This window comes from Reinekea blandensis MED297 (assembly GCF_000153185.1).
Classification (GTDB): domain Bacteria; phylum Pseudomonadota; class Gammaproteobacteria; order Pseudomonadales; family Natronospirillaceae; genus Reinekea; species Reinekea blandensis.
Genome location: NZ_CH724154.1, coordinates 344,582 through 370,718 on the forward strand (window position 1 = coordinate 344,582; position 26,137 = coordinate 370,718).

At 54.3% G+C, this 26,137-nt stretch carries 20 protein-coding genes; 7 read left to right on the plus strand and 13 right to left on the minus strand.

All coding sequences use genetic code 11. From position 1 onward, the window contains the following. The first annotated feature begins 94 nt into the window (after nucleotides 1–94). The 3 genes from imuA to MED297_RS19240 are packed head-to-tail and all read left to right on the plus strand — an operon-like array spanning nucleotide 95 to nucleotide 5,247. Nucleotides 95–718, plus strand: coding sequence for a translesion DNA synthesis-associated protein ImuA (imuA, locus tag MED297_RS19230; RefSeq protein WP_008047972.1), 624 nt, complete (start codon nucleotides 95–97; stop codon nucleotides 716–718). A 1-nt stretch (nucleotide 719) separates the two neighbouring features. After that, nucleotides 720–2,111 (plus strand): Y-family DNA polymerase, encoded by a 1,392-nt coding sequence (locus MED297_RS22380; RefSeq protein ID WP_008047974.1) that lies wholly within the window; start codon nucleotides 720–722, stop codon nucleotides 2,109–2,111. Beyond that, entirely contained in the window at nucleotides 2,095–5,247 is a 3,153-nt protein-coding gene (locus tag MED297_RS19240) for an error-prone DNA polymerase (protein WP_008047981.1), read from the plus strand. The genes MED297_RS22380 and MED297_RS19240 overlap by 17 nt, the downstream gene beginning before the upstream one ends. Before the next feature lie 8 nt (nucleotides 5,248–5,255). Here MED297_RS19240 and MED297_RS19245 read toward each other — a convergent pair whose 3' ends face one another. The 8 genes from MED297_RS19245 to MED297_RS19280 form a co-directional block, all read right to left on the minus strand. Continuing rightward, nucleotides 5,256–6,383, minus strand: coding sequence for a hypothetical protein (locus MED297_RS19245; RefSeq protein ID WP_008047982.1), 1,128 nt, complete (start codon nucleotides 6,381–6,383; stop codon nucleotides 5,256–5,258). Next, a complete protein-coding gene (gene nadE / locus MED297_RS19250) occupies nucleotides 6,380–7,351 on the minus strand; it encodes an NAD(+) synthase (protein WP_008047983.1) in 972 nt (323 codons plus the stop codon). The genes MED297_RS19245 and nadE overlap by 4 nt, the downstream gene beginning before the upstream one ends. Then, nucleotides 7,344–8,855: a class I adenylate-forming enzyme family protein gene (locus MED297_RS19255; protein WP_008047984.1), complete on the minus strand. Its 1,512-nt coding sequence runs from the start codon at nucleotides 8,853–8,855 to the stop codon at nucleotides 7,344–7,346. Before MED297_RS19255 ends, nadE begins: the two co-directional genes overlap by 8 nt. Before the next feature lie 21 nt (nucleotides 8,856–8,876). Further along, entirely contained in the window at nucleotides 8,877–9,134 is a 258-nt protein-coding gene (locus MED297_RS19260) for an acyl carrier protein (RefSeq protein WP_202594572.1), read from the minus strand. 10 nt (nucleotides 9,135–9,144) lie between these two features. Beyond that, nucleotides 9,145–11,061, minus strand: a complete 1,917-nt coding sequence (gene asnB / locus MED297_RS19265) for an asparagine synthase (glutamine-hydrolyzing) (RefSeq protein WP_008047986.1) — start codon at nucleotides 11,059–11,061, stop codon at nucleotides 9,145–9,147. A 462-nt stretch (nucleotides 11,062–11,523) separates the two neighbouring features. Continuing rightward, nucleotides 11,524–13,047, minus strand: a complete 1,524-nt coding sequence (gene hutH, locus MED297_RS19270; protein ID WP_008047987.1) for a histidine ammonia-lyase — start codon at nucleotides 13,045–13,047, stop codon at nucleotides 11,524–11,526. Further along, entirely contained in the window at nucleotides 13,044–14,735 is a 1,692-nt protein-coding gene (gene hutU, locus MED297_RS19275; RefSeq protein WP_008047989.1) for a urocanate hydratase, read from the minus strand. The genes hutH and hutU overlap by 4 nt, the downstream gene beginning before the upstream one ends. Nucleotides 14,736–14,737: 2 nt before the next feature. Beyond that, entirely contained in the window at nucleotides 14,738–15,490 is a 753-nt protein-coding gene (locus tag MED297_RS19280; protein WP_008047991.1) for a UTRA domain-containing protein, read from the minus strand. Between the two features lie 97 nt (nucleotides 15,491–15,587). Here MED297_RS19280 and hutI point away from each other — a divergent pair, with 97 nt between their 5' ends. Beyond that, complete coding sequence (gene hutI / locus MED297_RS19285) at nucleotides 15,588–16,820, plus strand: imidazolonepropionase (protein ID WP_040557637.1); 1,233 nt, start codon at nucleotides 15,588–15,590, stop codon at nucleotides 16,818–16,820. Continuing rightward, nucleotides 16,807–17,769, plus strand: coding sequence for a formimidoylglutamase (hutG, locus tag MED297_RS19290; protein ID WP_008047994.1), 963 nt, complete (start codon nucleotides 16,807–16,809; stop codon nucleotides 17,767–17,769). Before hutI ends, hutG begins: the two co-directional genes overlap by 14 nt. Here the strand turns inward: hutG and MED297_RS19295 are convergent. From MED297_RS19295 to polA, 5 genes are all read right to left on the minus strand, one after another. Further along, nucleotides 17,766–18,335: a hemerythrin domain-containing protein gene (locus MED297_RS19295; protein ID WP_008047997.1), complete on the minus strand. Its 570-nt coding sequence runs from the start codon at nucleotides 18,333–18,335 to the stop codon at nucleotides 17,766–17,768. The two genes, hutG and MED297_RS19295, sit on opposite strands and share 4 nt — an antisense overlap. 105 nt (nucleotides 18,336–18,440) lie before the next feature. Continuing rightward, entirely contained in the window at nucleotides 18,441–19,397 is a 957-nt protein-coding gene (locus tag MED297_RS19300; protein ID WP_008047999.1) for a sensor domain-containing diguanylate cyclase, read from the minus strand. A 2-nt stretch (nucleotides 19,398–19,399) separates the two neighbouring features. Then, nucleotides 19,400–20,008: a hypothetical protein gene (locus MED297_RS19305; protein ID WP_008048008.1), complete on the minus strand. Its 609-nt coding sequence runs from the start codon at nucleotides 20,006–20,008 to the stop codon at nucleotides 19,400–19,402. A 9-nt stretch (nucleotides 20,009–20,017) separates the two neighbouring features. Next, entirely contained in the window at nucleotides 20,018–20,389 is a 372-nt protein-coding gene (locus tag MED297_RS19310) for a response regulator (RefSeq protein WP_008048010.1), read from the minus strand. Between the two features lie 108 nt (nucleotides 20,390–20,497). After that, the gene (gene polA / locus MED297_RS19315) at nucleotides 20,498–23,299 is read right to left on the minus strand and encodes a DNA polymerase I (RefSeq protein ID WP_008048012.1); all 2,802 of its coding nucleotides are present in this window, start codon (nucleotides 23,297–23,299) and stop codon (nucleotides 20,498–20,500) included. A 450-nt stretch (nucleotides 23,300–23,749) separates the two neighbouring features. Here polA and MED297_RS19320 point away from each other — a divergent pair, with 450 nt between their 5' ends. Together MED297_RS19320 and ppnN are read left to right on the plus strand one after the other, a co-directional pair. After that, on the plus strand, nucleotides 23,750–24,697 hold the full coding sequence (locus MED297_RS19320; RefSeq protein ID WP_008048021.1) for a homoserine kinase: 948 nt from the start codon (nucleotides 23,750–23,752) through the stop codon (nucleotides 24,695–24,697). 52 nt (nucleotides 24,698–24,749) lie between these two features. Further along, nucleotides 24,750–26,120 (plus strand): nucleotide 5'-monophosphate nucleosidase PpnN, encoded by a 1,371-nt coding sequence (gene ppnN, locus MED297_RS19325; RefSeq protein WP_008048022.1) that lies wholly within the window; start codon nucleotides 24,750–24,752, stop codon nucleotides 26,118–26,120. Nucleotides 26,121–26,137: the final 17 nt, after the last annotated feature.

Here is a 26,137-nt window from a genome sequence, read left to right on the forward strand (position 1 = left end):
TCAGCGGCCTGATCGATTCAACAACTGTTCCACAGTAGACTTTTCAATCGCCAAACCTATACTGTATATACATACAGTTTTTGGTAATTCTCTCATGACCATGCTCGATACGCTGACCGAACAGGGCCGTCTCTGGAGTGCTCGGCACTGGCAGGAAACCCGGATTCCGGCCATCACGACCGGTCTGCCTGAGCTCGACCCTCACCTGCCGGGTCACGGCTGGCCGCTCGGAGCGGTCACTGAAATTCTGATCGACCAGCGCGCCAGCGGAGAGCTGCGCCTGCTGTTACCGGCCCTGGCGCGTCTCAGTACGCAAGATGCGCGCTGGCAACTGTGGTTGAACCCACCTCTGCACCCCTGCGCACCAGCACTGCAACAATGGCAACTGGATACCGAACGGGTTCTGCTGGCGCGCGCCAAAAACGCGAACGATCTCTGCTACAGTCTCGAAAAAAGCCTGAACAGTGGCGGCTGCCAGGCGGCGCTTACCTGGTGTGAAGCGCTCGACAAAGCGCTGATGCGACGAATTCAACTGGCGGCAGAACGAGCCCGGGTTCCGGTCTTTCTGTTACGCCCGGCCCGGTTCGTTCAACAACCGAGTGTGGCCGCCCTGCGTGTGCATCTGCATGCGGACTCACGACTGGATGTGCTGAAGCGTCGCGCTGGTTGGCCACGGCCGGACATTTCCCTGTCACTGCCGCTGACGCCGGAGCACTGACATGCTGTGGCTGTACCTGCACTTTCCACGTCTGGCGCTGGAAGCTGGCTTTTTAGGCGACCAGCGTCCGCTGCCGCAACTGTTGCTGCAACCGGGTCAGCATACGGTGCTGCAATGCAATGACTATGCAAGGGACGCGGGCGTACGTGAAGGTATGAATAAAAAGACCGCTTTCTGCCTGCTTGCCGATTGCGCCCTGGCTGAATACGATCCTCATAGCGAACAACAGGCACTGCAGCAGTTGGCCCTGCAATGCTATCGCCATGCGGCTCAGATCAGCCTGCAGCCGCCCAGTGGTCTGTTACTGGAAGCCGGCTCCATGCTGGGGGTATTTGGCGGTCTGCAACCTTACTGGGAAAGCACCCGCACGCACCTGCAGTACAGCGGCTTCACCTGGTCAATGAGTTGCGGCGCCACGCCGGCGATGGCTCGGCTGCTGGCACAGGCTGGTATTGAGCTGTGCACCCAGAACCGAACCATCATGCTGCAGGCATTGGATACCTTAACCGTCGAACAGCTCGATCTGGACAAGACCATTCAGACAAAACTCATGGCAATGGGCATTCAAACCTATCCTCAGCTCAAAGCCTTGCCCCGCCAAGAACTGGGTTTTCGCTTCGGTGCCGCGCTGGTCACGCAACTTGACCGGCTGGAACAAGACAATCAGCCACCCGAGCAGTTTGTATTACCACCGCGTTTCCAACAGACCATTCATCTGAACTACGAAGCCGAACACGCGCGAGGATTGTTGTTTCCTCTGAAACGCATGCTGCTGACGCTGGAAAGTTATCTGCAGAGCCGACAGCTCCTGTGTGAAAAACTGCTCATCAAGCTGGAGCATCGCGACGGTCGGGCGTCGCTCATGACAGTGCCGTCCGTTCAGGGCAGTGACCGGCAAAGCGACTGGCTGGCCCTGCTCGATACTTACCTGGAACAGATGACACTGATCGATCCGGTGACAGCGGTAACCCTGCGCGCGAAAGACTTTCGTACCCGGCAACACGACAGCCATGACTTTCTCGGCGACCGTTTTCCCCAGGCCGATGCCAACCGCATGCTGTCCTTGCTGCTCGCGCGTCTCGGCGAACCAAATGTCCGCAAACTGTCGGTGCAGCATGACCCGCGGCCGGAAGTGGCCACCGGCCTCATCGATGCGCAACAGAGCCGTCATACGCTGAACCCTAAGCACTGGCCCAGCATGCTCTGGCCGCAGCCAAAGCCGATTGATATCCGGCCGTACCGGATTCTCTCCGGCCCGGAACGCATTGATGGCGGATGGTGGGACGCCGCGCCCACGCGACGGGATTATTACGTTGCCGAGCGAGCGCAAGCCAGCTTCTGGGTCTTCCGACGCGATGACGGACAGTGGTTTCTCCATGGCGAATTCCTCTGAGACCGACCTCGGCTTTGCCGAACTGCATTGCCTGAGTAACTTCAGCTTTCTGCGGGCCGCTTCTCATCCGCAGGAACTGATTCGACGTGCCAGCGAACTCGGTTACCGCGCTCTGGCCGTCACCGATGAATGCTCGGTCGCCGGTGTCGTCCGCGCCTGGCGCGAGCGCAAAGATAATGAGCTCGACATTAAGCTGATCGTTGGTTCCGAATTTCTGGTCGATGGACATACGCTGGTCTTGCTGGCGCGCAACAACGAGGGCTATCGCCAACTCTGCCAGCTCATCACCCGCATGCGGCGACGTGCAGAAAAAGGCCAGTACGACGCTCGCTTGCATGACTTTCAGCAAACCAGCACCTCCGACTGCCTGTGCCTGTACCTGCCCCCCAGACATGGTGATGTCCGCGCCACGCTTCAGCATTTATGCCATCAGTTTGAAAAGCGTTTATGGTTGCTGGCCGACAACAGTCTGGATAACGACGCACCCCGATTACGCGAACGGGTCGAACAACTGGCCGAGGACTATCAGCTGCCCATTGTCGCCAGCAGCCATGTACAGATGCACATCCCTGAACGCAAAAAACTGCACGACTGTCTGACCGCCATCCGGGCAAACCAGCCTATCGAAGCCATCCGGCATCAACTGAAACCCAACGCCGAAAATCATCTGCGCTCGCTGAAAAAACTGGCGCATATTTTTCCGGCCGACTGGCTCCATAATTCCGTCCATATTGCGGACCAATGTCAATTTGAGCTCGACAGCATCCGCTATCGCTATCCGAAAGATGTCCTGCCGGGGCAATACAGCGCTGGCGAATATCTTCGGTTGCTGGTGAAACAAGGTGTGCAGAGACGATTTGGCAGCCAGGTGGAAGCGGAGCTCTGGAAGCGCATCGACACCGAACTGGCGTTGATCAAACTCAAAGGCTTTGAGCATTATTTTCTGACCGTTTATGACATCGTACGTTTCGCTCGCAGCCGGGGCATTCTTTGTCAGGGGCGTGGCAGCGGTGCCAATTCCGTCGTCTGTTATGTGCTCGGCATCACCGAGGTAAACCCGCGCGAGGCGTCCCTGCTGTTCGAACGCTTCATCTCCGAAGGCCGCAAAGATCCGCCGGACATCGATGTCGACTTTGAACACGAGCGCCGCGAAGAAATCATTCAGTATCTGTATGAAAAGTACGGTCGCAAGCGTGCCGCCCTGGCCGCTACCGTCATCACCTATCGACGTAAGTCCGCGCTGCGTGATGTTGCCAAAGCGCTCGGCATTCAGGTCGACCTGCTGGATCAGAAAATCGCCAACTACGGCTGGCGCTATCGCAGTAAAGACTGGATCGATGAAATCATTAACGACGGTCTGGGCTTGTCGGCTTACCAGATCGATATTTTCAAAACGTTACTGAAGGAGATCAGCAGTTTTCCCCGCCACCTGTCTCAACACGTTGGCGGCTTTGTGATTACCGAAGGCGTGGTGGCCGATCTGGTGCCAATTGAAAACGCCAGCATGGCCGACCGCACCGTCATTCAATGGGACAAGGACGACCTAGAATCGCTGAGCTTAATGAAGGTCGACATCCTCGCTCTGGGCATGCTCAGCGCGGTGCGTAAAAGCCTGGATCTCATCCGGGACTTTCACCAGCAACCGATTCAGATTCAGGACATTGATCGCGACGATGCCGATGTTTTCCGCATGATTCAGAAAGCCGATACCGTCGGCGTTTTTCAGATTGAATCCCGCGCACAGATGAGCATGCTGCCACGTCTGAAACCTCACTGTTATTACGATCTGGTTGTGCAGGTCGCCATCGTCCGGCCCGGTCCGATTCATGGCGACATGGTGCATCCCTACCTGTTACGCCGCGAAGGCAAAGAACCGGTGGTGTACCCGAAACCGGAACTGAAAGAAGTACTGGAGCGCACCTACGGCGTACCGATTTTTCAGGAACAGGTGATTAAGCTGGCGATGGTCGCAGCCGACTTTAATGGCACCGAAGCAGACGAACTGCGACGGTCCATGGCCAGTTGGAAAAAGACCGGACACATGAGTCATCTGCACGCCAAACTCAGTGAAAAAATGCTGGCTAATGGCTACCCACAAGACTACATCGACCGGATCAACCGACAGATTGAAGGCTTTGGTGAATACGGTTTTCCCGAATCTCACGCGGCCGGATTCGCGTTGATTGCCTACGTATCTTCCTGGTTAAAGTGTCATTACCCGGCAGCTTTCTGCTGCGCACTGCTCAACAGTTTACCAATGGGCTTTTATTCGGCCTCACAGTTAGTGCAGGACGTGCAACGACATGGCGTGAAAGTACGACCGGTTGATATTAACCACAGCGATTGGGACAGCACGCTGGAGCCGGACAACACCAGTACCGGTGATGCCGCACTGAGGCTGGGACTGAGACGAGTCAAAGGGCTGAGCGAGCAGGCTGCGATCAGTCTTTTACTTTATCGCCCGGCCGACGGTTTTCAAAGCTTACGACAGTTAGAAAAGATCCCTGGGCTGCACAAAGGCGACATCGAAGCGTTGGCCAGCGCCGACGCGCTTGCCGGCATCGCCGGTCATCGTTTTCAGGCTCGCTGGCAGGCTGCCGCCATGCACCCACAGAACGATCTGCTCAGTGATGCCTTCGATAATGATGACACCGCCCTGCCCGCGCCCGATGATTACGATAATCTGGTCGAAGATCAGGACAGTGTCGGCCTATCCCTGCGCACCCATCTTGTGCGGCTGCTGCGCGAGCGCGACATGCTGCCGGATACGCCAACAGCAGACCAACTGCTGGCACTGGCCAACGAAGCCCAAAGACAACGCCGGGGCAACCCAGACGATAAAATCAAAGTGCCCATTGTCGTCAGCGGCCTGATCACCAATCGACAAATGCCCAAAACCGCCACCGGCGTTACGTTCGTGACACTGGAAGATCATACCGGCAACATCAACCTGATTGTCTGGCTGCCCGTTGCACAGAAATACATGAAAATCCTCACCACTGAAAAACTGGTGGTCGTGCGCGGCGTATTAGAAAAATCCCCGGATAATGATGTGGTACATGTCATTGCGGAAGAGTTTAAAGGGTACAGTGAACTGGTGGCGGACTTTAAACAGGGGTCACGGAATTATCATTGAGGGACCCGTTAACCATGGCGAACTGACGCGATGGGATGGCCATGGCGTTGTCCAAACAGGTCGGCAAAATCCAGATCACTGAGCGTTGTAGTACATTGCCAATTTCTTGGTGACTGGCAGGCTTCCCGTAGCAATTCATCACGACAGTAAGCCATAAACCGTGCCCCATGCGGGCGAGTAATAAAACCCCATCGTTTCAGGTATGACACAAGCCGGTCATCTTTGCCATGAAACACCAGGCTATCGACGCCATGCTCAGCCGCAAGGTGTAGCAGGGCAGCCAGGGTTGGTGATATCGCGGTGTCATTGTCGCGAAAAAACTCGCTGATAAGCCACTGCAACGTACCTTGTACGCGGCGTGTACGAATCACTAGTATCGCCTCACCAAACTTACCTTGAGATTGCCAACATCGGTAGTCGGTTTGATCAAAACGCCATTGTAAATGAGAGAAATCGGCTTCAAGTTGAATGTAGCCGGAGGCGTGCTCCTTTATCCGAGACACTTGAGCGGGTGTCAGCGAATTCAGCTTTTTTAAACCGACGTTTGGTCCGGTCGCTAATCGAGTTCGCTGCCATAACCGGCTCAACACCGTCACCAAAGAGCGGCCAACCCGACGTGTCAATCCTTCGCCCTTCTGCCGGGGCATGGCACAACCATTCAAAGGCGCCACCAGGTAATCCAAACAACCCAAATCCATCCAATTAAGGCGTTTGTACATGGCGTAGGCTTCATCGGATATCCCCTGACAAACCACGATTGGGTAAGCCTCGGTCAGATGAGTGGTCAGTGCCACCCCTAAGCCTTTCAGCTTCCAGGCTTCATCAACATACAAATTAAACGCATTTACGGCCTGCACCCGCTGCTCGCCAACCTTCAGATAAAAGGAACGGCAGCATTGTTGACCCACAACCCGATGGCCATCCCAAGCATAAATCACATCAGCAGCCGGCGACCGCCCTATCCAGTCCTCGTAGGCCGACTGCAGCTGATAAAACTGTTGGCCATACGCCTGTTCGCGGAAGGTTCTCAGTTCAGCCTGGTGCTGTGTATTGTTGCCATAGAACAACATCGATTGGAAACGCTGCAAAGTGCGCTTGGCAATACGTGCCGGGTCTCGAGTCACCGACGGGTTCATGAGGCTTCCAAACGTAACGGTGACATATGCAGATACTGGGTGGTTTTTCGTTTCTGCTCAATATCATCGTAAATACGTTGTGCCACTGCAATATCAAGCTCCAACCGTTTGGCTAAATCAGCGGCCGGGCGAGACTGATTTTTATAGAGCAGTGCCAAGTCCATTTGCTCATAAGGTAACGCGAAATAAAACTCATCCTGCCCCTGCGGCAACGAATAGGTATCGGTTGTCGGTGTGGTCTGACAGATATTTTCCGGTAACTCGAGGTAGCGTGCCATGGCATAAACCTGGCTTTTATACAGATGACTGATCGGTTTAATGTCGGCCGCGCCGTCTCCATTTTTAACAAAGAAGCCCTGATCGTACTCCAGACGATTTGGCGTTCCGACCACCGCATAATTACGGGCATCGGCATGGAAGTACTCCATGGTTTTACGAACACGTTGTTTAAAATTGGTTGCTGCAACAATGCTCAGATAGGCTTTCAATGGCAAGGCGGCTTCAAAACGCTGGCCGTCTGGCGATTCTGCGACGACGGTAAAATGGTTAATCAGGCCCTGGCTCGCGCCCGACAACACGATTTTGCTTTTCCAGTCAGACTGATACTCAGGAAGAGCGATACGAATGGCTTCGTCACGCCGACGATAACAGTCCAACCCGTCCAGTGTGGCGGTAATGTCTTCAAGCTGAGCCTCGATACCCAAATGCTGCACCAACACGTCGGCCAGTTTTCGGCTGTCGTCAGAAGAGTCGGCTTCGGGCATCATCAAGCCCAACACACGCTCCGGACCAATAGCCCGAACCGCCAACGCAGCACACACCGAACTGTCGATACCGCCGGACAGACCCACAACCAAACCACGCCGATGCAGTGTCCCGGCTAACGACTGACGAATAAAGTTGGTAATGCGATCGGCTTCAAAGGCCAGGTCGAGCTGTAGTTCCGGGTCCAGATATTGATCACGCATCACACAATCCCTGTAGTTGTTCTAAGAGTTTAAAACGTTGAATTTTTCCGCTGGCGGTTTTTGGTAATTGATCCAACCAAACCACCTCGCGCGGCACTTTGTAACCAACCAATTGTTGCGCGCAGTGTCGTTTGACCATCAGGCTATCACCCTGTCCGCTCCGGCTTACACAACAGGCCACCAGTCGCTGCCCGGTACGCTCATCCTCAACTCCGATGACCGCGGCTTCTAAAATACTATCTGACTGACAAATGACTTCTTCGATTTCCAGCGGGTTAATCCGATTCTCAGCAACCTTGATCATGTCGACCTTCCGTCCGGTGATGAACAGGTATCCGTCAGCATCCAGATAGCCCAGGTCACCGGTTTTAAGCCCATACTTTGTTAACACGCAAGCCGATGCTTCTGGGTTTTGCCAGTAACCCTGCATGATATTGCCGCCCTGTGCATACACTTCTCCAACGCAGCCGGTCGCACAGGGCCGTTGATCATCATCCCGTATGCTCAGGACAATATGTTCCAGCGCATGACCGGCCGAGCCCATCTTGTCGTTCAACTTCTCCGGTGGCAGATAGGTAATGCGCGCAGCGGCTTCTGTTTGCCCATACATGACAAACAACCGGGTGCGGGCATCTAAAGCCGCTAACAATTGCTGCGTCAGGTCGACACCCATGGCTCCACCCGCCTGAGTCACGTAGCGCAACGGCGGTGGAAACTGCGCGATGTCCGTGAGCTTGACGAGACTGCGAAAGGTGGTCGGCACACCGGAAAAGCCAGTTGCTTTGGTTTGACGCAATCCATCAACAACCTGTTGTGGAAAAACCATCTGAAACCCGACAATCACGGTGCCGCCAGTCACCAGATGCGTGTGCAGTACCGAGTTTCCGTAGCTGAAATGGAACGGTAAAATGGTCAGCACTCTGTCCTGTTGATTCAGTTGGAGGTAACGCACAATGTCGTCGGTATTGATCGCGAGGTTTTCATGACTCAACACAACACCTTTCGGGTCGCCGGTCGTGCCTGACGTATAAAGTATCTGAGCGATATCATCCGATGACAGAGGAACCTGTTGCTGTAACGGTATCGCTTCGGTCAGTCCCAGCGAGGCAAACAGATCCAACGATGGCTCAATCGTCTCGACCTCGACGGATTCAGGTAAAGACTTCGACAACGTTGACGCAACCGCCGGTGAGGTCACGATTAAACGAGCACTGCACTGCCGGACAACCAGGGCTAACTCGGTAGCGGTGGACCGGGCATTGACCGGTACCACAATGCCCCCTAAACGCCAGATGGCATAAAACACAACGACATACTCAATCGAGTTTTCGAGGCAAATAACAACGCGCTCCTGCCGAGCCAATCCTAAATTGTTCAATCGAGAGGCGTAACGTGAACTGACGTCAGCCAATTGCCCATATGTCAATTTGGAGTTGCCATGCTCTACGGCAACTGCGTTCGGGTTTTGCTCACAGCGCAGCCAAACCTGGTCAGGAATGAACATAAAACCTCCTCAGAGCAACGTTCAGGCGGGTATCCGATTAACGATAAACGCCATCAGGTTATCAATGCTGTCGAGATTCTCCGGCACCATTTCAGCCGGCGCCACCATGACCCCCAGCTCTTCTTCTAAAAAGGCAATCAACTCCAGAATGCCCATCGAATCCAAAATGCCTGCCTTTAAAAAGGATTGCGTATCCGATAAGGCATTTTGATCATCCGTAAACAGATAGTTTTCCAGAATGAATGCCCGCAATTGCGACCGAATCTCCATGTCTGACATAAGCCAACTCCTATAGCGTTGTTAAACCGAATGACTCGGTTAGGATCTGAGTCGAAATAATCCCGATCAGTGCCTGGGACTCCGACGTGTTTAGCGGCTTGCTCCGCGCCTTGCGCATTAACCGCTGTACTTTGTGTGCTGAAAACAAACCCTTTGCCCGTATACGGGACTCACTGAGCCCTTCCCGGATGTCATCACGCTCAACCAAAACCTTTAGCAATCGGGCATCCGGCGCACGATAAGGCTGCTTGGATCGTTGTGCGATGGCCGGAGGTAATTGAGAAGCAAAGGCTTTTTTCAACAGATACTTTTCATTCAAAACTTTCATCTTGAGAGCATCGGGCAGCCGTGATGCCAGCTCGATGACCCGATGATCCAGAAATGGGAACCGACCCTCAACAGAATGCATGGACAGCATCCGATCGCCCTGCGTACTGAGCAGATAACCCGGCATGAGCAACGTGGATTCAATGTACTGAGCTCGCTGAAACGAACTCATCGATGAACCGGATGAAAGGATTTTTTCGGCACGGGACAATGCCGACGTTTGCAACGCAGCGTTCAGGTCATCGGAATAAAACTGTTTGGCTTTGGCCGTCGTCGTCCATCTGGGCATGTGCGAATACAGCACATGATCGGGCTGATCCAGCATGACATTAAAAAACGCACGCAGGTATTCGGCTTGCCCCTGTGCCGGAAGTTGCAGATACTGATACAGCTTTTTCAACAGTAACGGGCGGCTTTCGGATTGCGGTTGTCGTGACCAGAACTGACGAATTTTGGTTTCCTTAAAAAGGTCGTAACCGCCAAACACCTCGTCGGCACCTTCGCCCGTTAACACAACTTTAAAACCCGCTGCATTGACCTTCGCTGACAGCAAACCCATAGGCACCGGCGCCGCTCGCAACATGGGAGTTTCGGCGTGCCAAACCGACTCGGCAAACGCATCACAGATGTCTTCTTCAGTTACGTGGCATTCAGTGTGCGACACGTTCAGCGACTCGATCAGCATACGCTGATAGCAACGTTCATCAACGTCAGGATCGGAAAAACCCAAGGAGTAGGTGTTCAATCGCTCGGGGGAAAGACGGTTAATCAATGTTGTAATTATCGAGGAGTCGAGCCCACCCGACAGATACGCTCCGACAGGCACATCCGAGCGCAACCGAATACGGACGGCATCGGTGAGTTCTTCATGCAATGACGCCGCCCACTCGGTTTCGGACATGGCATTCTTTTGAGGGGAATAGTCAAACGACCAGTACTTCCAATGCTGTCGACGGCCATGTGACAAACAGATCATTTCACCCGGCTGAACCGTTTGTATGTTTGCAAAAACAGTCTCAGAGCCTAACGGTGTCCAGCAAGTAAAAATTTCATCGAGAACCGCCAGATTCAACCGCGGTGAGTCCATCATTGCCGGAATGATGGCTTTAACTTCACTGCCAAACAGGATCCCATCGCGGGTGTCAGAATAAAACAGCGGACAGATACCGACGCGATCCCGCACTAACAACAGTTGCTGCTCGCGAGGGTCCCAGATCACAATGGCAAACTGTCCGTTAAGATGCTGCACAAACGACTGGCCGTACTCCAGATAAGCCCGCAACACCACCTCGGTGTCACAGTGAGTCGTAAACTGATGACCTAAGCGAGTCAGGGTTTGTCGCAGTTCCGGATGATTAAACACTTCCCCGTTGTACACGAGCACAACCTGGCTGGAAGGGTCGACCATAGGTTGCTGACCATGCGCCGGGTCGACAATACTCAACCGACAATGTGCCAAGGCGACCTGTTCGTCGCAATAGTAGCCGGTCTCATCCGGCCCTCGATGGGAGATAGGGGAAAGCATGGCGGACAGCAGTAACTGCTGCGCCTGTGCAGAAACCGTTGCACCCGGGGAGTACTTACCTGCGAATCCACACATCCTTATGTGTCCTCAGTTCACTGCACAGATACCGACGGTATCTGTCTGAATTTTCTGGCCAGAGTTGAAACTGACGTCCTGTCAACTTCTGCGCATACGTTTGGTACGCCGAGCATCATTGCGAACACTCAACAGCACCAGAGGTTCAGAACGAGCGTTTCTGCCTGCGCCTGTATACACAATGACTCAATCATTCGCTGAGTGCATCGTGCTTTTCATATTGGTTCTTAATGAGGACTATAAGAGTTATCTGCCGGGCAGGTGTGATGCAGGTCAATCGAAGGGTCACCTTCGTTGGGTACTGGCGAAGGCTGTTTCAGTGATCGGTTGCAGCCCGACAACCCAACCATCGCCGAACAATGTCAGATGAAAGCTGACGACCCTTGCATCGATCAAGGGTCGTAATCCGGCCTTGAGTCACCATCCTCTCGCAAGCCTTTCATGCTTCCATGCCAAGGACGTTTAACGACTCAACAGCCGCTCAACAAAGCCGTCCAGTCGTCCATCACGAATCAGGTTGGCGGCCTTTTCAATGTCGGGCGCAAAATAACGGTCTTTATCGTAAAACGGCACTTTGGTTCGTAAGACCGCTTTGGCTTCTTCCAGTTTATCCGAAGACGACAACGGCGCTAAGAAGTCCAACCCCTGACAGGCGGCCAGGTATTCCACCGCCAGAATGCCTACGGTATTTTCATGCATATCCTGCAAACGCCGCGCAGCAAAGGTGGCCATCGAGACATGATCTTCCTGATTTGCAGAAGTCGGCAACGAGTCCACCGAAGCCGGATGCGCATAGGTTTTATTTTCGCTGGCTAACGCCGCACTGGTCACCTGCGCAATCATAAACCCGGAGTTCACCCCGCCGTTGTTCACCAGAAACGGAGGTAAGCCACTGAGCTTGCTGTCGATCAACAGCGCCATTCGCCGCTCCGAGAGCGAACCGATTTCCGCAATCGCCAAAGCAAGATTATCAGCGACCATGGCTATGGGTTCGGCATGAAAGTTCCCCCCGGACAGCACCACGTCATCATCGGCAAACACCAGTGGATTGTCTGACACCGCATTGGCTTCGGTCACCATCACGCTCGCGGCATGACGCATCTGCTGCAGACAGGCACCCATCACCTGAGGCTGGCATCGCAGTGAGTACGGGTCCTGTACTTTTTCGCAGTCCTCGTGTGAGCGTTCAATGGACGAGTGAGCCAACAGAGAACGATAAGCGCTGGCCACATCGATCTGGCTCTGATGCCCGCGCACGGCATGAATCCGCTCATCAAATGGCGCGCGCGACCCTTTCGCCGCTTCAACGCTGAGTGCGCCAATCACCACGCCGGCATGCAACACGTTTTCAGCCGCAAACAGCCCTTTCAGTGCCAGCGCTGTGGACGCCTGGGTGCCATTCAACAGCGCCAGCCCCTCTTTCGGCGCCAGGACAATCGGGTCCAGTCCGGCCACCTGAAGCGCCAGTTTTGCGGAGGTACGCTCCCCACGGACAAAGGCTTCACCTTCACCCAGCAACAGGCAACTCATGTGCGCCAGGGGCGCTAGGTCGCCAGACGCACCGACGGAACCTTTCACCGGTATACACGGGTAGATTTCCTGATTCAGCAAGGTGATCAACGCTTCGATGACGCTTAAGCGGATACCGGAGTAACCCCTCGCCAGTGAATTGATTTTCAACGCCATCAGCAAGCGCACGGTGTCTTCAGACATAAACTCACCGATGCCGGCCGCATGACTCAGCACAATCGAGCGTTGCAGCGTTTCCAGCTCTTCCGGCGCAATGCGGGTATTGGCCAGCAGACCAAAGCCGGTGTTAATGCCATACACGACGCGATTTTCATCGACCACTTTCTGTACGGTTGAGGCGGCGGCATCAATCGCGGGCACTGCCGCCGGGTCGAGAGTGAGCTGCACCGGCTCGCGAAAAATATCGCGCAGGTCATTCAGTGTCAGCTCACCGGGTTTGAGTGTCAGTGCCTTCATTTCCGGGCTCCTTTGTCGCAGCCTTCCACCATGGGCAGGTCAAGCCGCTGCTCTTTTGCTGTGGTCTGTGCAATGTCGTAACCGGCATCGGCGTGACGCATGACGCCGGTACCCGGGTCATTCCACAAAACCCGGCCAACACGGTCATGGGCCTCGTCGGTGCCGTCACAGACAATGACGACGCCCGCGTGTTGTGAAAAGCCCATGCCGACACCGCCGCCATGATGCAGGCTTACCCAGGTGGCACCGCTGGCGGTATTCAGCAAGGCATTCAACAGCGGCCAGTCGGATACCGCATCGCTGCCATCGAGCATGCTTTCGGTTTCCCGGTTGGGGGACGCGACCGAACCGGAATCAAGATGATCACGACCAATGACGACGGGTGCTTTCAACTCTCCGTTGGCCACCATCTCGTTAAAAGCCTGACCGATGCGGGCGCGATCTTTCAGACCGATCCAGCAGATTCGTGCCGGCAGGCCCTGAAACTGAATCCGCTCACGCGCCATATCGAGCCAGTTGTGCAGATGAGGATCATCAGGAATCAGCTCTTTGACTTTCTGATCGGTTTTATAGATGTCTTCCGGGTCCCCCGACAGCGCCGCCCAGCGGAACGGACCGATGCCCTGACAGAAAAGCGGCCGGATGTAGGCCGGCACAAAGCCCGGAAAATCGAATGCGTTGTCGACGCCCTTTTCCAACGCCATCTGCCGAATGTTGTTGCCGTAATCCAGCGTCGCCGCGCCTCGTTCCTGCAAGGTCAACATGGCCTTAACCTGCACCGCCATCGACGCTTTGGCTTCATCGACAACGCGCGTCGGATCACGCTCGCGCAGCGCTTTCGCTTCAGTCAGGGTCCAGCCCTGGGGCAGATAACCATTGAGCGGGTCATGCGCACTGGTCTGATCGGTGACCACGTCCGGCGTGATGTTTTTCTCAACGATTTCGGTATACACATCGGCCGCATTACCGAGCAAGCCAATACTGATCGCCTGCCCTTCGGCTTTAGCCTGATCAATCAGGCCGAGCGCTTCATCCAATGTCGTGGCTTTTTTGTCGACATAGCCCGTACGCAAGCGGAAATCGATGCGAGACACATCGCACTCGACGGCAATCATTGAAAAACCGGCCATTGTGCCGGCCAGAGGCTGGGCACCACCCATGCCACCCAGTCCGCCGGTCAGAATCCATTTGCCCGTGGCGTCACCGTTGAAGTGCTGTTTGGCCACGGCACCGAAGGTTTCATAAGTGCCCTGCACGATCCCCTGCGAACCGATGTATATCCATGATCCGGCCGTCATCTGGCCATACATCATCAGGCCTTGCTTATCGAGTTCATTGAAATGCTCCCAGTTCGCCCAGTGCGGCACCAAGTTGGAATTCGCGATCAGAACCCGCGGTGCATCTTTGTGCGTGCGGAACACGCCCACCGGTTTACCACTTTGCACCAGCAGGGTTTCGTCATCTTCCAGACGCTGCAGTACCTCGACAATTTTGTCGTAGCACTCCCAGTTACGGGCGGCGCGGCCAATCCCGCCATACACAACCAGTTCCTGAGGATGCTCCGCGACATCCGCGTGCAGATTGTTCATCAGCATGCGCATGGGCGCTTCAGTCAGCCAGCTTTTCGCGGTCAAGGTGGCGCCGGTTGGCGCGGCAATGTGTCGTGAGGGATCGAGTCGTGTTGTCATTGTTATGCTCTCCTGTCGTCCGGCCCAAGGTGCCCGCCCAGACGATACCGGGTGCCGGGATAGCACAGGGTCGCCAGCGTCACCAACGGAGACGGTCGATTCTGAGTGTGTTGTTGATAGGTATAGGTTTGACGGGTCAGCTTCAGCAGAGGCTCCTGATGCGGCATCGCCAGCCATTGGGCAGTTTGTTCATCCGGCATACAGGCTTCCACCCAATGGTCCGCTTCCATAAGCGGTGCCACCTGACTCAGGTAGGCGCTGGGCGTCATTTGCTGAAAGTCCTGCTGCAGATACTCGGGCGCAAGTATCGGGTTCACATAGCGCTCTTCCAGCTGGATCGGCTGCCGTTGCCCCTGACTGCCGGTTTCAAAGTGCAGCAATCGACTGAAAAACAGAGCATCGTCAAGATCGCATTGAAAGGCCTGGGCCAAATGTGCATCGGCCCGCCGGGTTTCAAGGCAGAGCACCTCGGCACTGTGATCATGACCGCGTTCTCGGATTTCATCGTCAATACTGCGGATGGTCAGCAGCGATCCGGTCGGTAACTGCTCAGCCACAAAGCTGCCCCGACCCTGGACCCGATTCAGTACGCCGGCATCGGTCAGTTCGCTTAAGGCCCGCCGGGCCGTCATCCGCGACACTTCAAACTGCTCAGCCAGCGCATTTTCTGAGGGAACGACATCACCAGGGCGCCAGTCCCCCTGTTCTACACGCTGCACAATCGCCCGTTTGATTTTCTCGTATTGTTTTTCCACCGAGGTGACCCGTTATTAAGATTCACTTGCAACAAGTTGTATATACAACTAAATTATTTGTCAACTTATGAATGCATCACGACAGGACTCGCGCACCATGGAGACGATTGATGGATTGATCCGGAATATCCGGATTGCCACACTGAACTCGCAGCTCGATACCGACTATGGGGTGATCGAGGACGGCTGTCTGGCCTGGAATGACGGGAAAATTCTGTATGTTGGGCCGCAGGACCAATCGCCCTACCCCTCGGCAGTGACCACGATCGATGGCGACGGCTGCTGGCTCACCCCCGGCCTGATCGATTGCCACACCCACCTGGTCTACGCCGGAAATCGCGCCGGGGAGTTTGAAGCTCTGCGCCAAGGCAAATCCTATGCCGAGATTGCAAAGGCCGGCGGCGGCATCCGCAGCACCGTCACCGCAACCCGAGCGGCCGATGAGGCCGATCTTTTCAGCGAGGCTGCCAAACGCCTGCAACGACTGCTTGCCGAAGGCGTCACCACGGTCGAGATCAAATCGGGGTACGGACTGAATCGTGACGATGAGCTGAAAATGCTGCGCGTGATTCGCCAGCTGGGAGAGCACTTTCCGGTCGAAGTTCACGCGACCTGTTTAGCCGCTCATGCCGTTCCACCGGAGTTTCATGATGATCCGGAAGCTTATCTCAACCGGGTGATTGACGAGATTCTGCCCGCCGTGGCGGCCGAAAACCTGGCGACGTCCGTTGATGTGTTCTGTGAATCCATTGCATTCTCTGCGGACCAAACCCGACGCCTGTTTCGGGCCGCCACTCGCCTCGGCTTTAAGTTAAAAGGCCATGTCGAACAGCTGACACAACAAGGCGGGACCGATGTCCTGTGTGAGTTCAACGCCTTGTCGGCCGATCACATTGAGTTCATTTCTGAACCGCAGATCGGTCGTATGGCAGAGGCCGGGGTGACGGCGGTGATCTTACCCGGCGCGTTTTACTACCTTGGTGAACACCAGAAACCGCCCATCGAATCATTGCGGGCGCACCAGGTTCCGATGGCAGTGGCCACGGATCAGAACCCCGGCAGTTCGCCGCTGAGCTCACTGCTGACAGCAGCGAATCTGGCCTGCGTACTGTTCGGTATGACGCCCGCCGAAGCCTGGAGCGGCATGACACGCTCAGCGGCTCAGGCCCTGGGACTGGGCGATCGAAAAGGCCAACTGCGCGAAGGCTTTGACGCCGACCTGTTGCTGTGGGATGTTGACCATCCGCGACAAATCATTCACGAGATTAATCGATTCCGACCACAGCGCATCTGGCAGGCCGGACAGGAGCGAACCCATGTTAAAAACTGATCACCTTGCGGATTGTTGGCAGGGACGTGTGGATACCGAAGACGCGGAACTGAGTCGTCGCATTCATCAACAGATCACCTATGACACACTGCCCGATGACTTTGACGGCCAACCGGTTTTGCTGGGCTTTGCCAGCGACGAAGGCGTGCGCCGGAACCAGGGTCGACCCGGGGCGAAAGACGGTCCGATTGCAGCAAGGCAAGCTCTCGCCAATCTGGCTTGTGCGTCCGATGCACAACTGTACGATATCGGTGATGTCTGTTGTGATACAGACCTTGAAACCGCCCACCAAACGCTGTCACATCAAGTTCATCGATTGCTTGAGCAGAACGCCCGACCGATCGTACTTGGCGGTGGTCACGAAGTCGCCTGGGGCAGCTATTCCGGCCTGCGCTCCTTTCTCAGTACGCAGGCGCCCAATGCCCGCCTCGGTATTCTGAATTTCGACGCTCACTTTGATCTGCGCAACCCAAACCCGAAACCCAGCTCCGGCACGCCGTTCCGGCAGGCGCAGCAATGGTGCGAAGCGAACGAGACCCCTTTTGACTACTTTGTTTGCGGCATCAACCCGAGCGCCAACACCGATGCCTTGTTCGAGTTTGCGTATGAGCACGATGTGCAATGGGTCGAAGATCTGGATTGTCATTGGGGCAACATCAGTAACATTCAGTCCCAACTGACCGACTGGTTGGCACCGCTTGATGCACTCTATATTACGGTATGTCTGGACGTCTTTCCGGCGGCGGACGCGCCGGGCGTTTCCGCCCCTTCAGCCGTGGGTGTGCCGCCGGCTTTTGTGCTGAAACTGTTGCAAACGGTTCAGGGTATTTGCGAACAAAACGAGACACCGATTTTGCTGGCCGATGTTGCCGAATTGAACCCGACACTGGATCTGGATGGGCGGACCGCTAAGCTGGCCGCCCGGATTGCGTATCAGTTGATGTTTTAATCAGTTGAAGAAAAGTGTGCATCAAAGTTCAGGATCGAGCTTAACAGGTGGTCGTATTCCTGCTTGGCGAGGTCGTCCGGATCACCAAAGACGCGATCCACCTCTTCTTCAACGTCAGCCCAATCGTCCTCTTCCAGATAGTCTTCCACCAAAGGAAATAACACGCTTTCTTCAGCGTCCAAATGCAGCATTTGCCGGGACAAATAAATGGTCGTGGTTTTGTAGAGATGAGCGATGGGTACCGCGATGTCCATAGCTACCCGTTCAAATGCGGTTTTTAACTCTTGGGTAATGCGTTCGAGATCTTCATGCTCACGTAACACCGCCCGGATCTGTTCCGGATGGGGTGGATTTTTTTCCATCAACTTACGAAAAACCACATCTTCAACCGGATGGTGCCAACGCTCAGGGAAGGTCGAGATGAAATCCAGAATATCCATGATCTGGCTGATATTCGGCTCCATATCCGGATCGTCAAATCCTTTGATCTGCGCACGCAGACAATACATAACCTTGGCGATGTGTTTGTGGTCAGCATTCAAGCGCTGAAGAATCGGATTATTCATAGCCGCTTCCAAAAAGTGGGCCTTATTTGAGCATAGACGTGGGCTGGGAATCTGCCATGATGCAAATCAAAGCCCTGGCAGCCTGTTGAAAAAGTCTTGGTGCGCTCATTTACTGAGCGTAGAGCGGTTTCGACCTTCATCTTTTGAGGTATACAGTGCTTTATCCGCGGCTTCAATCCACGCGTTGTAATGGTGAAACGATTCTTTCCAGGGAGCCACACCCAGGCTCACAGTCACCTGCAACTCGCCTTCGGGAGTTGAAACCCTGCGATTCTCAATCGCTTTGCGCAGTCGCTCTGCAAACAGCAGAGCATTCTCAGCGTCGGAATCGATCAATAACAGGGCGAACTCTTCACCACCATAACGTCCTGCAATATCCGTATTCCGGCTGTTGTGCCTGACTTCTTCAGCCACGGCACGAATCACATCATCACCGACCTGATGGCCGTAGGTATCGTTGACCTTTTTGAAATGATCGATATCGAACATAATCAGACTGAGATCATGGGCATGGCGCTTTTGCCGTTTGAACTCATTACTGAGCATTTCTTCCCAATAAGCCCGATTGTACAACTGGGTCAGGCCATCGGTTCGGCTGAGCTGTGCTAACCGATCATTCGCGGCTTTCAACTCCAGCTTACTGGTCGCAATGTCGGTCACGTCGTAAACAATGACGGCGAGGTTCTGTACCTTACCGGTCGTACCGATCACCGGGATGAAGGTACAGTTCTGGTACATGTACTCAGTGACACCGGTTATGGGTCGGTTATTGCGAAACTTAAACACATAGGCTCGCTGTTCCCAGGTCGTAAACGCACGGTTTCGCAATTGAATAACGGTGTCGGCTTTATGTTTAAACCATTCGACGGACAGGTCATCAAAGACATCAAACAGGCTGCGTCCGAGCGCATCGGCCGAATCGATACCCGAGTTATTTTCCATAAAACCGTTCCAGGCGGTGATCTGGTATTCGAGGTCCAGTACCAGCACACCGACATCAACGGTCTGCATGACTTCAATTAGCCAGTGAAACTCTGCCAACCCGGTGTAATCAGTGTTCATTATTACTCCAGCAGATACGACATCTTGTTACGCAGTATCGCGAGACTGTCTTCGGTGAATAACAACAAAAGATCGCAATTGACTTCCCTACCTTCGAGTTTGTAGGGCAGCTCAATCGTTAACAGCCGTTGCCAGGTAGAGCCATTTCGATTGAGCAGTTCTTCAATGTTGATGTGCTGGCCCAACAGATACGGTTGGCCCTGTGAAAAACTGACATCGATCTGTTCAGCTAACCCTTTCAGACAGGCACCAATCAAAATATTGGCAATGTCCATTAACAGCTCTAGCTCAATTTGTTCTGTAATCTCCCCTTTAAACTGGGTCAACTCGGCCATGTCCTGGAAACTGGCGTCGTTAAAAATCAATAAGGCTTCACCAGCAATTTTGGAACCGGTAAAGCCCTGACAGACAGCACTGACTGAACTGGCATCGGCAATCGCCGACAGCGCCATTGACAGTTCCGCCCGCTCAAGCAGGTTCACAACCGGAATCGGCATGATGACGAAGTTGTTCAGCAATCGGGCTAGCAGGTCGGCCGCACGACCGACAGCAACATTACTCAGTTCCTGGAAACAGTCGCGAAGTTCTTCATCTAAAACGTCTGTAGACAAACCCGCCTCCTAAACCGACAGTATTCCGAAATCGCTCAGCACCTGGTGGAGCTGTTCGGAATCGAGTGGTTTCTTAATAAAGGCCAGCGCACCCAACTTCATAACTCTGGCCTCCGCTTCGGGTTGAATGTCTCCGGAGATCACAATGACCACAGCGGGTAAATCACGCGCTTTAATCTCCTCAAGCACAGCAAACCCATCCATGACCGGCATGGTCAGGTCTAATAGCACGACATCGCCTTTACCTGCTTTAATTAACTCAAGTGCCTGCTCGCCATTGCTCGCTTGAGATACCTCAACGTCCCAACCTTTCGGCAATGCTCGGATGACCTGCTTGCGCGCAAAACTTGAATCATCGACAACTAACAGGGGTACGGTCATTCACAACTCCAATAGATCATGACAAAGGGCTTTTTGGCAGCCCTTCGGTAAATAAAGCCAATGAACGGACTTTTCGCAAACCCATTCAACAGATGAAGAATGTTTTTATCAGTGCGCCTCTTCCCAGGAGGCGCCGGTATCGACATCCACGATGAGCGGAACATCCAGATTGGCGCAGTGCTGCATACGGAATCGCACACCTTCGGTAAGCGCAGCGACATCGTCCTCGTGCACTTCGAACACCAGTTCATCATGCACCTGCATGATCATCCTGGCGCGCAGTGAGCTGTTGCTCAGCCAGTTATCCACATCGACCATGGCCATCTTGATAATATCAGCGGCGGTTCCTTGCATCGGTGCATTAATCGCGGTGCGCTCTGCGGCCTTTCGTGCAATCTGATTGGACGACTGTATGCCGGGCAAATACAAACGACGTCCGAAGACGGTTTCAACGTAACCAGACTCGGCCGCTTCGGCACGGGTTTCATCCATGTAGCGACGCACACCCGGATATCGCTCAAAATAAGCATCGACATAGGTTTTGGCTTCAGTACGGCTGATACCCAACTGACGAGCCAGGCCGAAGGCCGACATACCATAAATCAGGCCAAAGTTAATGGCTTTGGCTGAGCGTCGCTGCTCCGCACTGACCTGCTCTTCTTCAATGCCCATGACTTCTGCGGCAGTCGCGCGGTGAATATCTTTGCCCTCACGGAAGGCCTGAATGAGGTTCGCATCCTGACTCAGGTGCGTCATGATGCGCAGTTCAATCTGTGAATAGTCGGCAGCGACAATCCGATACCCTTGCGGGGCCACAAAGGCTTTCCGTATGGAACGCCCTTCTTCAGAACGCACCGGAATGTTCTGCAGGTTCGGATCGTTTGAGTTTAAACGCCCGGTCTGCGCTCCGGTTTGGTTGTAGGTGGTGTGCAAACGCTGATCGCCATCGTGATCGATGGTCATCGTCGGTAAAGGGTCGGTATAGGTGCCCACCAGCTTACGTAGCCGCCGGGACTGCAAAATGAGGCGCGGTAACTCGTGCTCGGCCGCCAGTTCAGTCAGCACCTCTTCGTTGGTCGAAGGCGCACCACTGGCGGTTTTGGATTTAACCGGCAAGCCCATGCGTTCAAACAGCACGTCGGCCAGCTGTTTTGGAGAATCGAGGTTGAACTCGACTCCGGCCAGATCGTGCGCCTGTCGTTCAATGTCCTCGAGATCGCGCTTAAACCGGGTACTTAACTCATGAACAAACTCAACATCCAGCTTCACGCCATTTTCTTCAATGGCCGCCAGTGTTTTCGACAACGGCCGTTCAATTTCCTGATAGACCCGGCTCAGCTGACGACTGGCCAACCCCTGCTCCAGCCATTGACCTAAACGCAATACAAAATCGGCTCGCTCAGCCCACCACTGACCTATGTCGTCGGCCTTCACCGCTGACGGGCTCAGCTGACGCTTACCGGCCTTACCGAGGTAATCCTCGACGGTCTTCGGGGATTTTTGCAGGTACTGAATGACCAGGTTGTCGATGGACAGGTGCGAAAAATGAGCGCTCAGCGACTTATCCCGTTTTAAGGTACTGTCATACACAAACGCCATCACCTGAACGTCATTCAGCAGTCGTGATGGGCTGATGTTCAGTGCATTAAACCAGTGATAGTCGGCTTTGATGTCATAGCCGGTTTTCACAATGGCATGATCCTCAAACAACGGAATCAGCTTATTAAAGACTTCGGCTTCGTCCAACACCTTAGATTCTTCCGATTGAAAGACCAGATACCAGCCTCGACCAGGTTCCGTCGCCAAGGCCAGACCAACCCAGTTCGGTTCCAGATAATGACCTTTCACAAAGACCGGAAGATACGCCAGGCGTTGCGTTCGCTGAGCTTCCTGAACCAGTTCATCGACTCCGTCCTGAGTCGTAATCAACCGGTAGTCGGTCGATTCGGGCTCGATCGACTCCGGTGTCTGTTCGGCCTGAACGGTTGGGGCTGACGTTTTGGTCTCTGATTTGGCCGGAGATGAGGCATCGTCACCGCTCATTTCACGAACCCAGGTTCGAAACTCAAACCGCTTGAACAGCGCCAGCAATCGATCGTTATCAATCGGGTCCGGCTGGATATCGTTAATGGTGGTCTCCAGCTCAACATCGAGTTTGATCGTCGCCAACTCGTAACTCAGGTAAGCCTGTTCTTTATGCTGTTCCAGTTTGGCGGCCATGGTCTTGGCACCACGGAAGGTCAGATCTTTGACCTCATCAAGCCGACTGTAGATGTCGTCCAGGCCACCTAAGCCCTGAATCAGCGCCAGTGCGGTTTTTTCACCAACGCCAGGTACGCCGGGAATGTTATCGACCTTATCACCCATCAGGGCCAGATAATCGATCATTTTGTCCGGACCAAAGCCGTATTTCGTCTCGACGCCGGGCACATCCATGGTTTCATTCTTCATGGTATTAATCAGCGTTACGTGCGGACTGACCAGTTGAGCCATGTCCTTATCACCGGTACTGATCACGCAATCCCGTCCGCAGCTGGTCGCCTGCGCCGCTAGTGTGCCAATGACGTCATCGGCCTCCACGCCCGGAATGCACAACAGCGGCAAGCCCATCGCACGGACACAGTCGTGAATCGGTTCGATCTGCTCACGCAGCTCTTCCGGCATGGGCGGACGATTGGCCTTGTATTGATCGTACATCTCGTTGCGAAAGGTGGGCCCTTTGGCGTCGAACACGACGGCCACCGGGCTGTCCGGGTACATCTTCAAGAGGTTGCGCAGCATCGATACCACGCCTTTGATGGCACCGGTCTGCAGACCTTCCGAGTTAGCCAGTGGCGGCAGGGCGTGAAAGGCCCGAAAAAGGTACGAGGACCCGTCGACCAGGACGACAGGGACTGAAGATTCGGCCATATACAGATTTCCAGACTAAAATTTAATGTCAAAAGGGCGCTAGTGTCCTGAGTCAGCAGTTCGCCTAGTTTCAGAGCTCATGGAAAGGTAGAGTATAAGGCGCACTTCGCAGGAAATATTGTGATCTTTTCAAGAAGCGCAACGCCGTAATCGGGCTTTCCATGAGCTCCCTGCGGGCGCGCCATTCAGGCCCTCTGGCGTCGTTCTGTCTCTTGCCAATGGAGCAACCATTACCTTCGAGACACGCCTTGCCAGAGCACTTAAATGGCTCGCTGATAGCAGACGAACTGCTGACTCAGGGCACTAGTGTAACACGGGTTAACCCACAAGCTAGGCACGGATAGGCGCCTGCCGTAAGGCTTCGAACCGCGATTTAAACGCCTGTGTAGCCGCCGACGCCATTGCTATGAAATAATCAGCGCCCATTGAACGAACTGCCAAGCAATATTTATGTCTGTCTATACCGAGCTGTCTGAACAGGATGTCATGCATTTACTGGCCGACTATGACCTGGGGGTCTATGTCCGTCATCAGGGCATCAGCGCGGGCGTTGAAAACACCAACTATTTTGTCTCCACCGATCAACATGAGCTGGTACTGACCGTCTTTGAAAAACACAGCGCGGACGAACTGCCGTTTTTTCTGCAGCTGGGTGAACATCTGCATGCCCGACACTGCAAGGTGCCACAACCATTCCGGGACCGGGATGGCCAGTTTCTGCAAATCGTCAAAGGTAAGCCGGCGGTTTTCATAGAGCGACTGACTGGACAACATGTACAGGCCTCACCCGCCTGTGCGCTGAAAATTGCCCAGGCCTTGGCGGACATTCACAATGCCACGTTAAGCTTTCAAACCGATCAGCGGCATTCTCATAATCGCGGCTGGATAGAGCGGCAAGCGAGTCGTGTGCTGCCCTCACTGTCGGCGCCTGACCAGCAGCTAATGAACGCGGCGCTGGCCATCATTCGCGCAATTCCCGACGATTTACCGGAAGGCGTGATTCATGCGGACCTGTTTCATGACAACGCCCTCTTTGATGGTAATGAGGTTGCCGGCATCATTGATTGGTACTTTGCCGGGCGGGACAGCTATGCTTTAGACATTGCCATTACCATGAATGACTGGTGTTTAGACACGCAGCATCAGGTCGATCCGGAGCAATGTGCAGCCTTTATCGAGAGGTATCATCAGCGTCGATCCCTGAGCAGTGCGGAACGTAATGCCCTGCCAAAACTGCAGGTTCAGTCTGCACTGCGCTTCTGGATCAGTCGGCTGCTGGCACAGGCTGAACACGGCGAGTCAAACGACAGCATCACGGTTAAAGACCCCATCCCGATGCGCGAGCAATGTCGGCAACTGTTGACCCGGGTTCGCGAACCAGGTAACGAACATAGATGACCACTGTATTGCCCTTACCGGGTGAACACAGCGGCAACAATAAGAGAAAATTATGCAATCACATCCAACGATCAACGCATCGATCACTCCCATCGGTTCTTTGGAGGTGCTCTCCCAAACCGAGGTCGCCAAACTGAAAGAGGCCGGTGAAAACGGCCTGTATGAACTGTTCCGGCGTTGTGTTCTGGCCATCCTGAATACGGGATCGGACAGCGACAATGCCAAAACCATTCTGGAGGCTTACCCAGACTTTAAGATCGACATCGTGCAGCAGGACCGGGGCATTCGGCTGAATCTCTACAATGCACCGGCCGATGCGTTCGTCGATGGCGAAATGATCACTTCCACCCGCGAAATGGTCTTCGCCGCCTTGCGCGATATTGTCTATGCCGAAAGTGAGCGCGAAAGCCCGCTCATCGACCTGAACAGCGGCTCGGACATCACCGACTACGTGTTCCACTTTCTGCGCAACGCACGCATGATGTGTCCGGGTGAAGAACCGCGCATCGTCGTCTGCTGGGGTGGGCATTCGATTAATAAAATAGAGTACAAGTACACCAAAGAGGTCGGCCACGAGCTGGGGTACCGCGGTCTGGATGTCTGTACCGGGTGCGGCCCCGGTGCCATGAAAGGCCCGATGAAAGGCGCGACTATCGCTCATGCCAAGCAGCGCATTCTGAATGCGCGTTATATCGGTTTAACCGAGCCGGGCATCATTGCGGCCGAAGCCCCGAACCCCATTGTTAATGAACTGGCCATTCTCCCAGACATTGAGAAACGACTTGAAGCCTTTGTCCGTCTCGGACACGGCATCATTATCTTCCCCGGTGGCGCTGGTACCGCGGAAGAACTGCTTTATCTGCTCGGCATCCTGCTCCACCCAGCCAACCGCGACATTCCGTTCCCTCTGATTCTCACCGGTCCGGCGGAATCGGCTGATTACTTTAAACAACTGCATGAGTTTATTGCCCGAACCCTGGGCTTCGAAGCCCAGCAGAAATACAAGATCATTGTCGATGATTTCACTGCAGCCGCGCGTGAAATGGCGCTGGGCATGAAAAAAGTCACCGAGTATCGCAAAGCGACCAACGATGCCTTTCACTTTAACTGGCAGTTGACCATTGATGAGCACTATCAGCATCCATTCGATGCGACTCACGACAACATGAGTCAGTTGCAGCTCAGCAAAGACATGCCGGTTCACGAACTGGCCGCTAACTTGCGGCGCGCGTTCAGCGGCATCGTGGCCGGGAACGTCAAGGAGCAAGGCTTAGTCGCCATTGAAAAACACGGGCCCTTCGAGATCCACGGTGACAACGAGATCATGGAACCACTGGATGAACTCTTGAATGCCTTCGTCAGCCAAGGTCGTATGAAGCTGCCGGGCAGCGAATATGTACCCTGCTATCGGGTCGTGCGCTGATCAGCGCGTTGACTAAA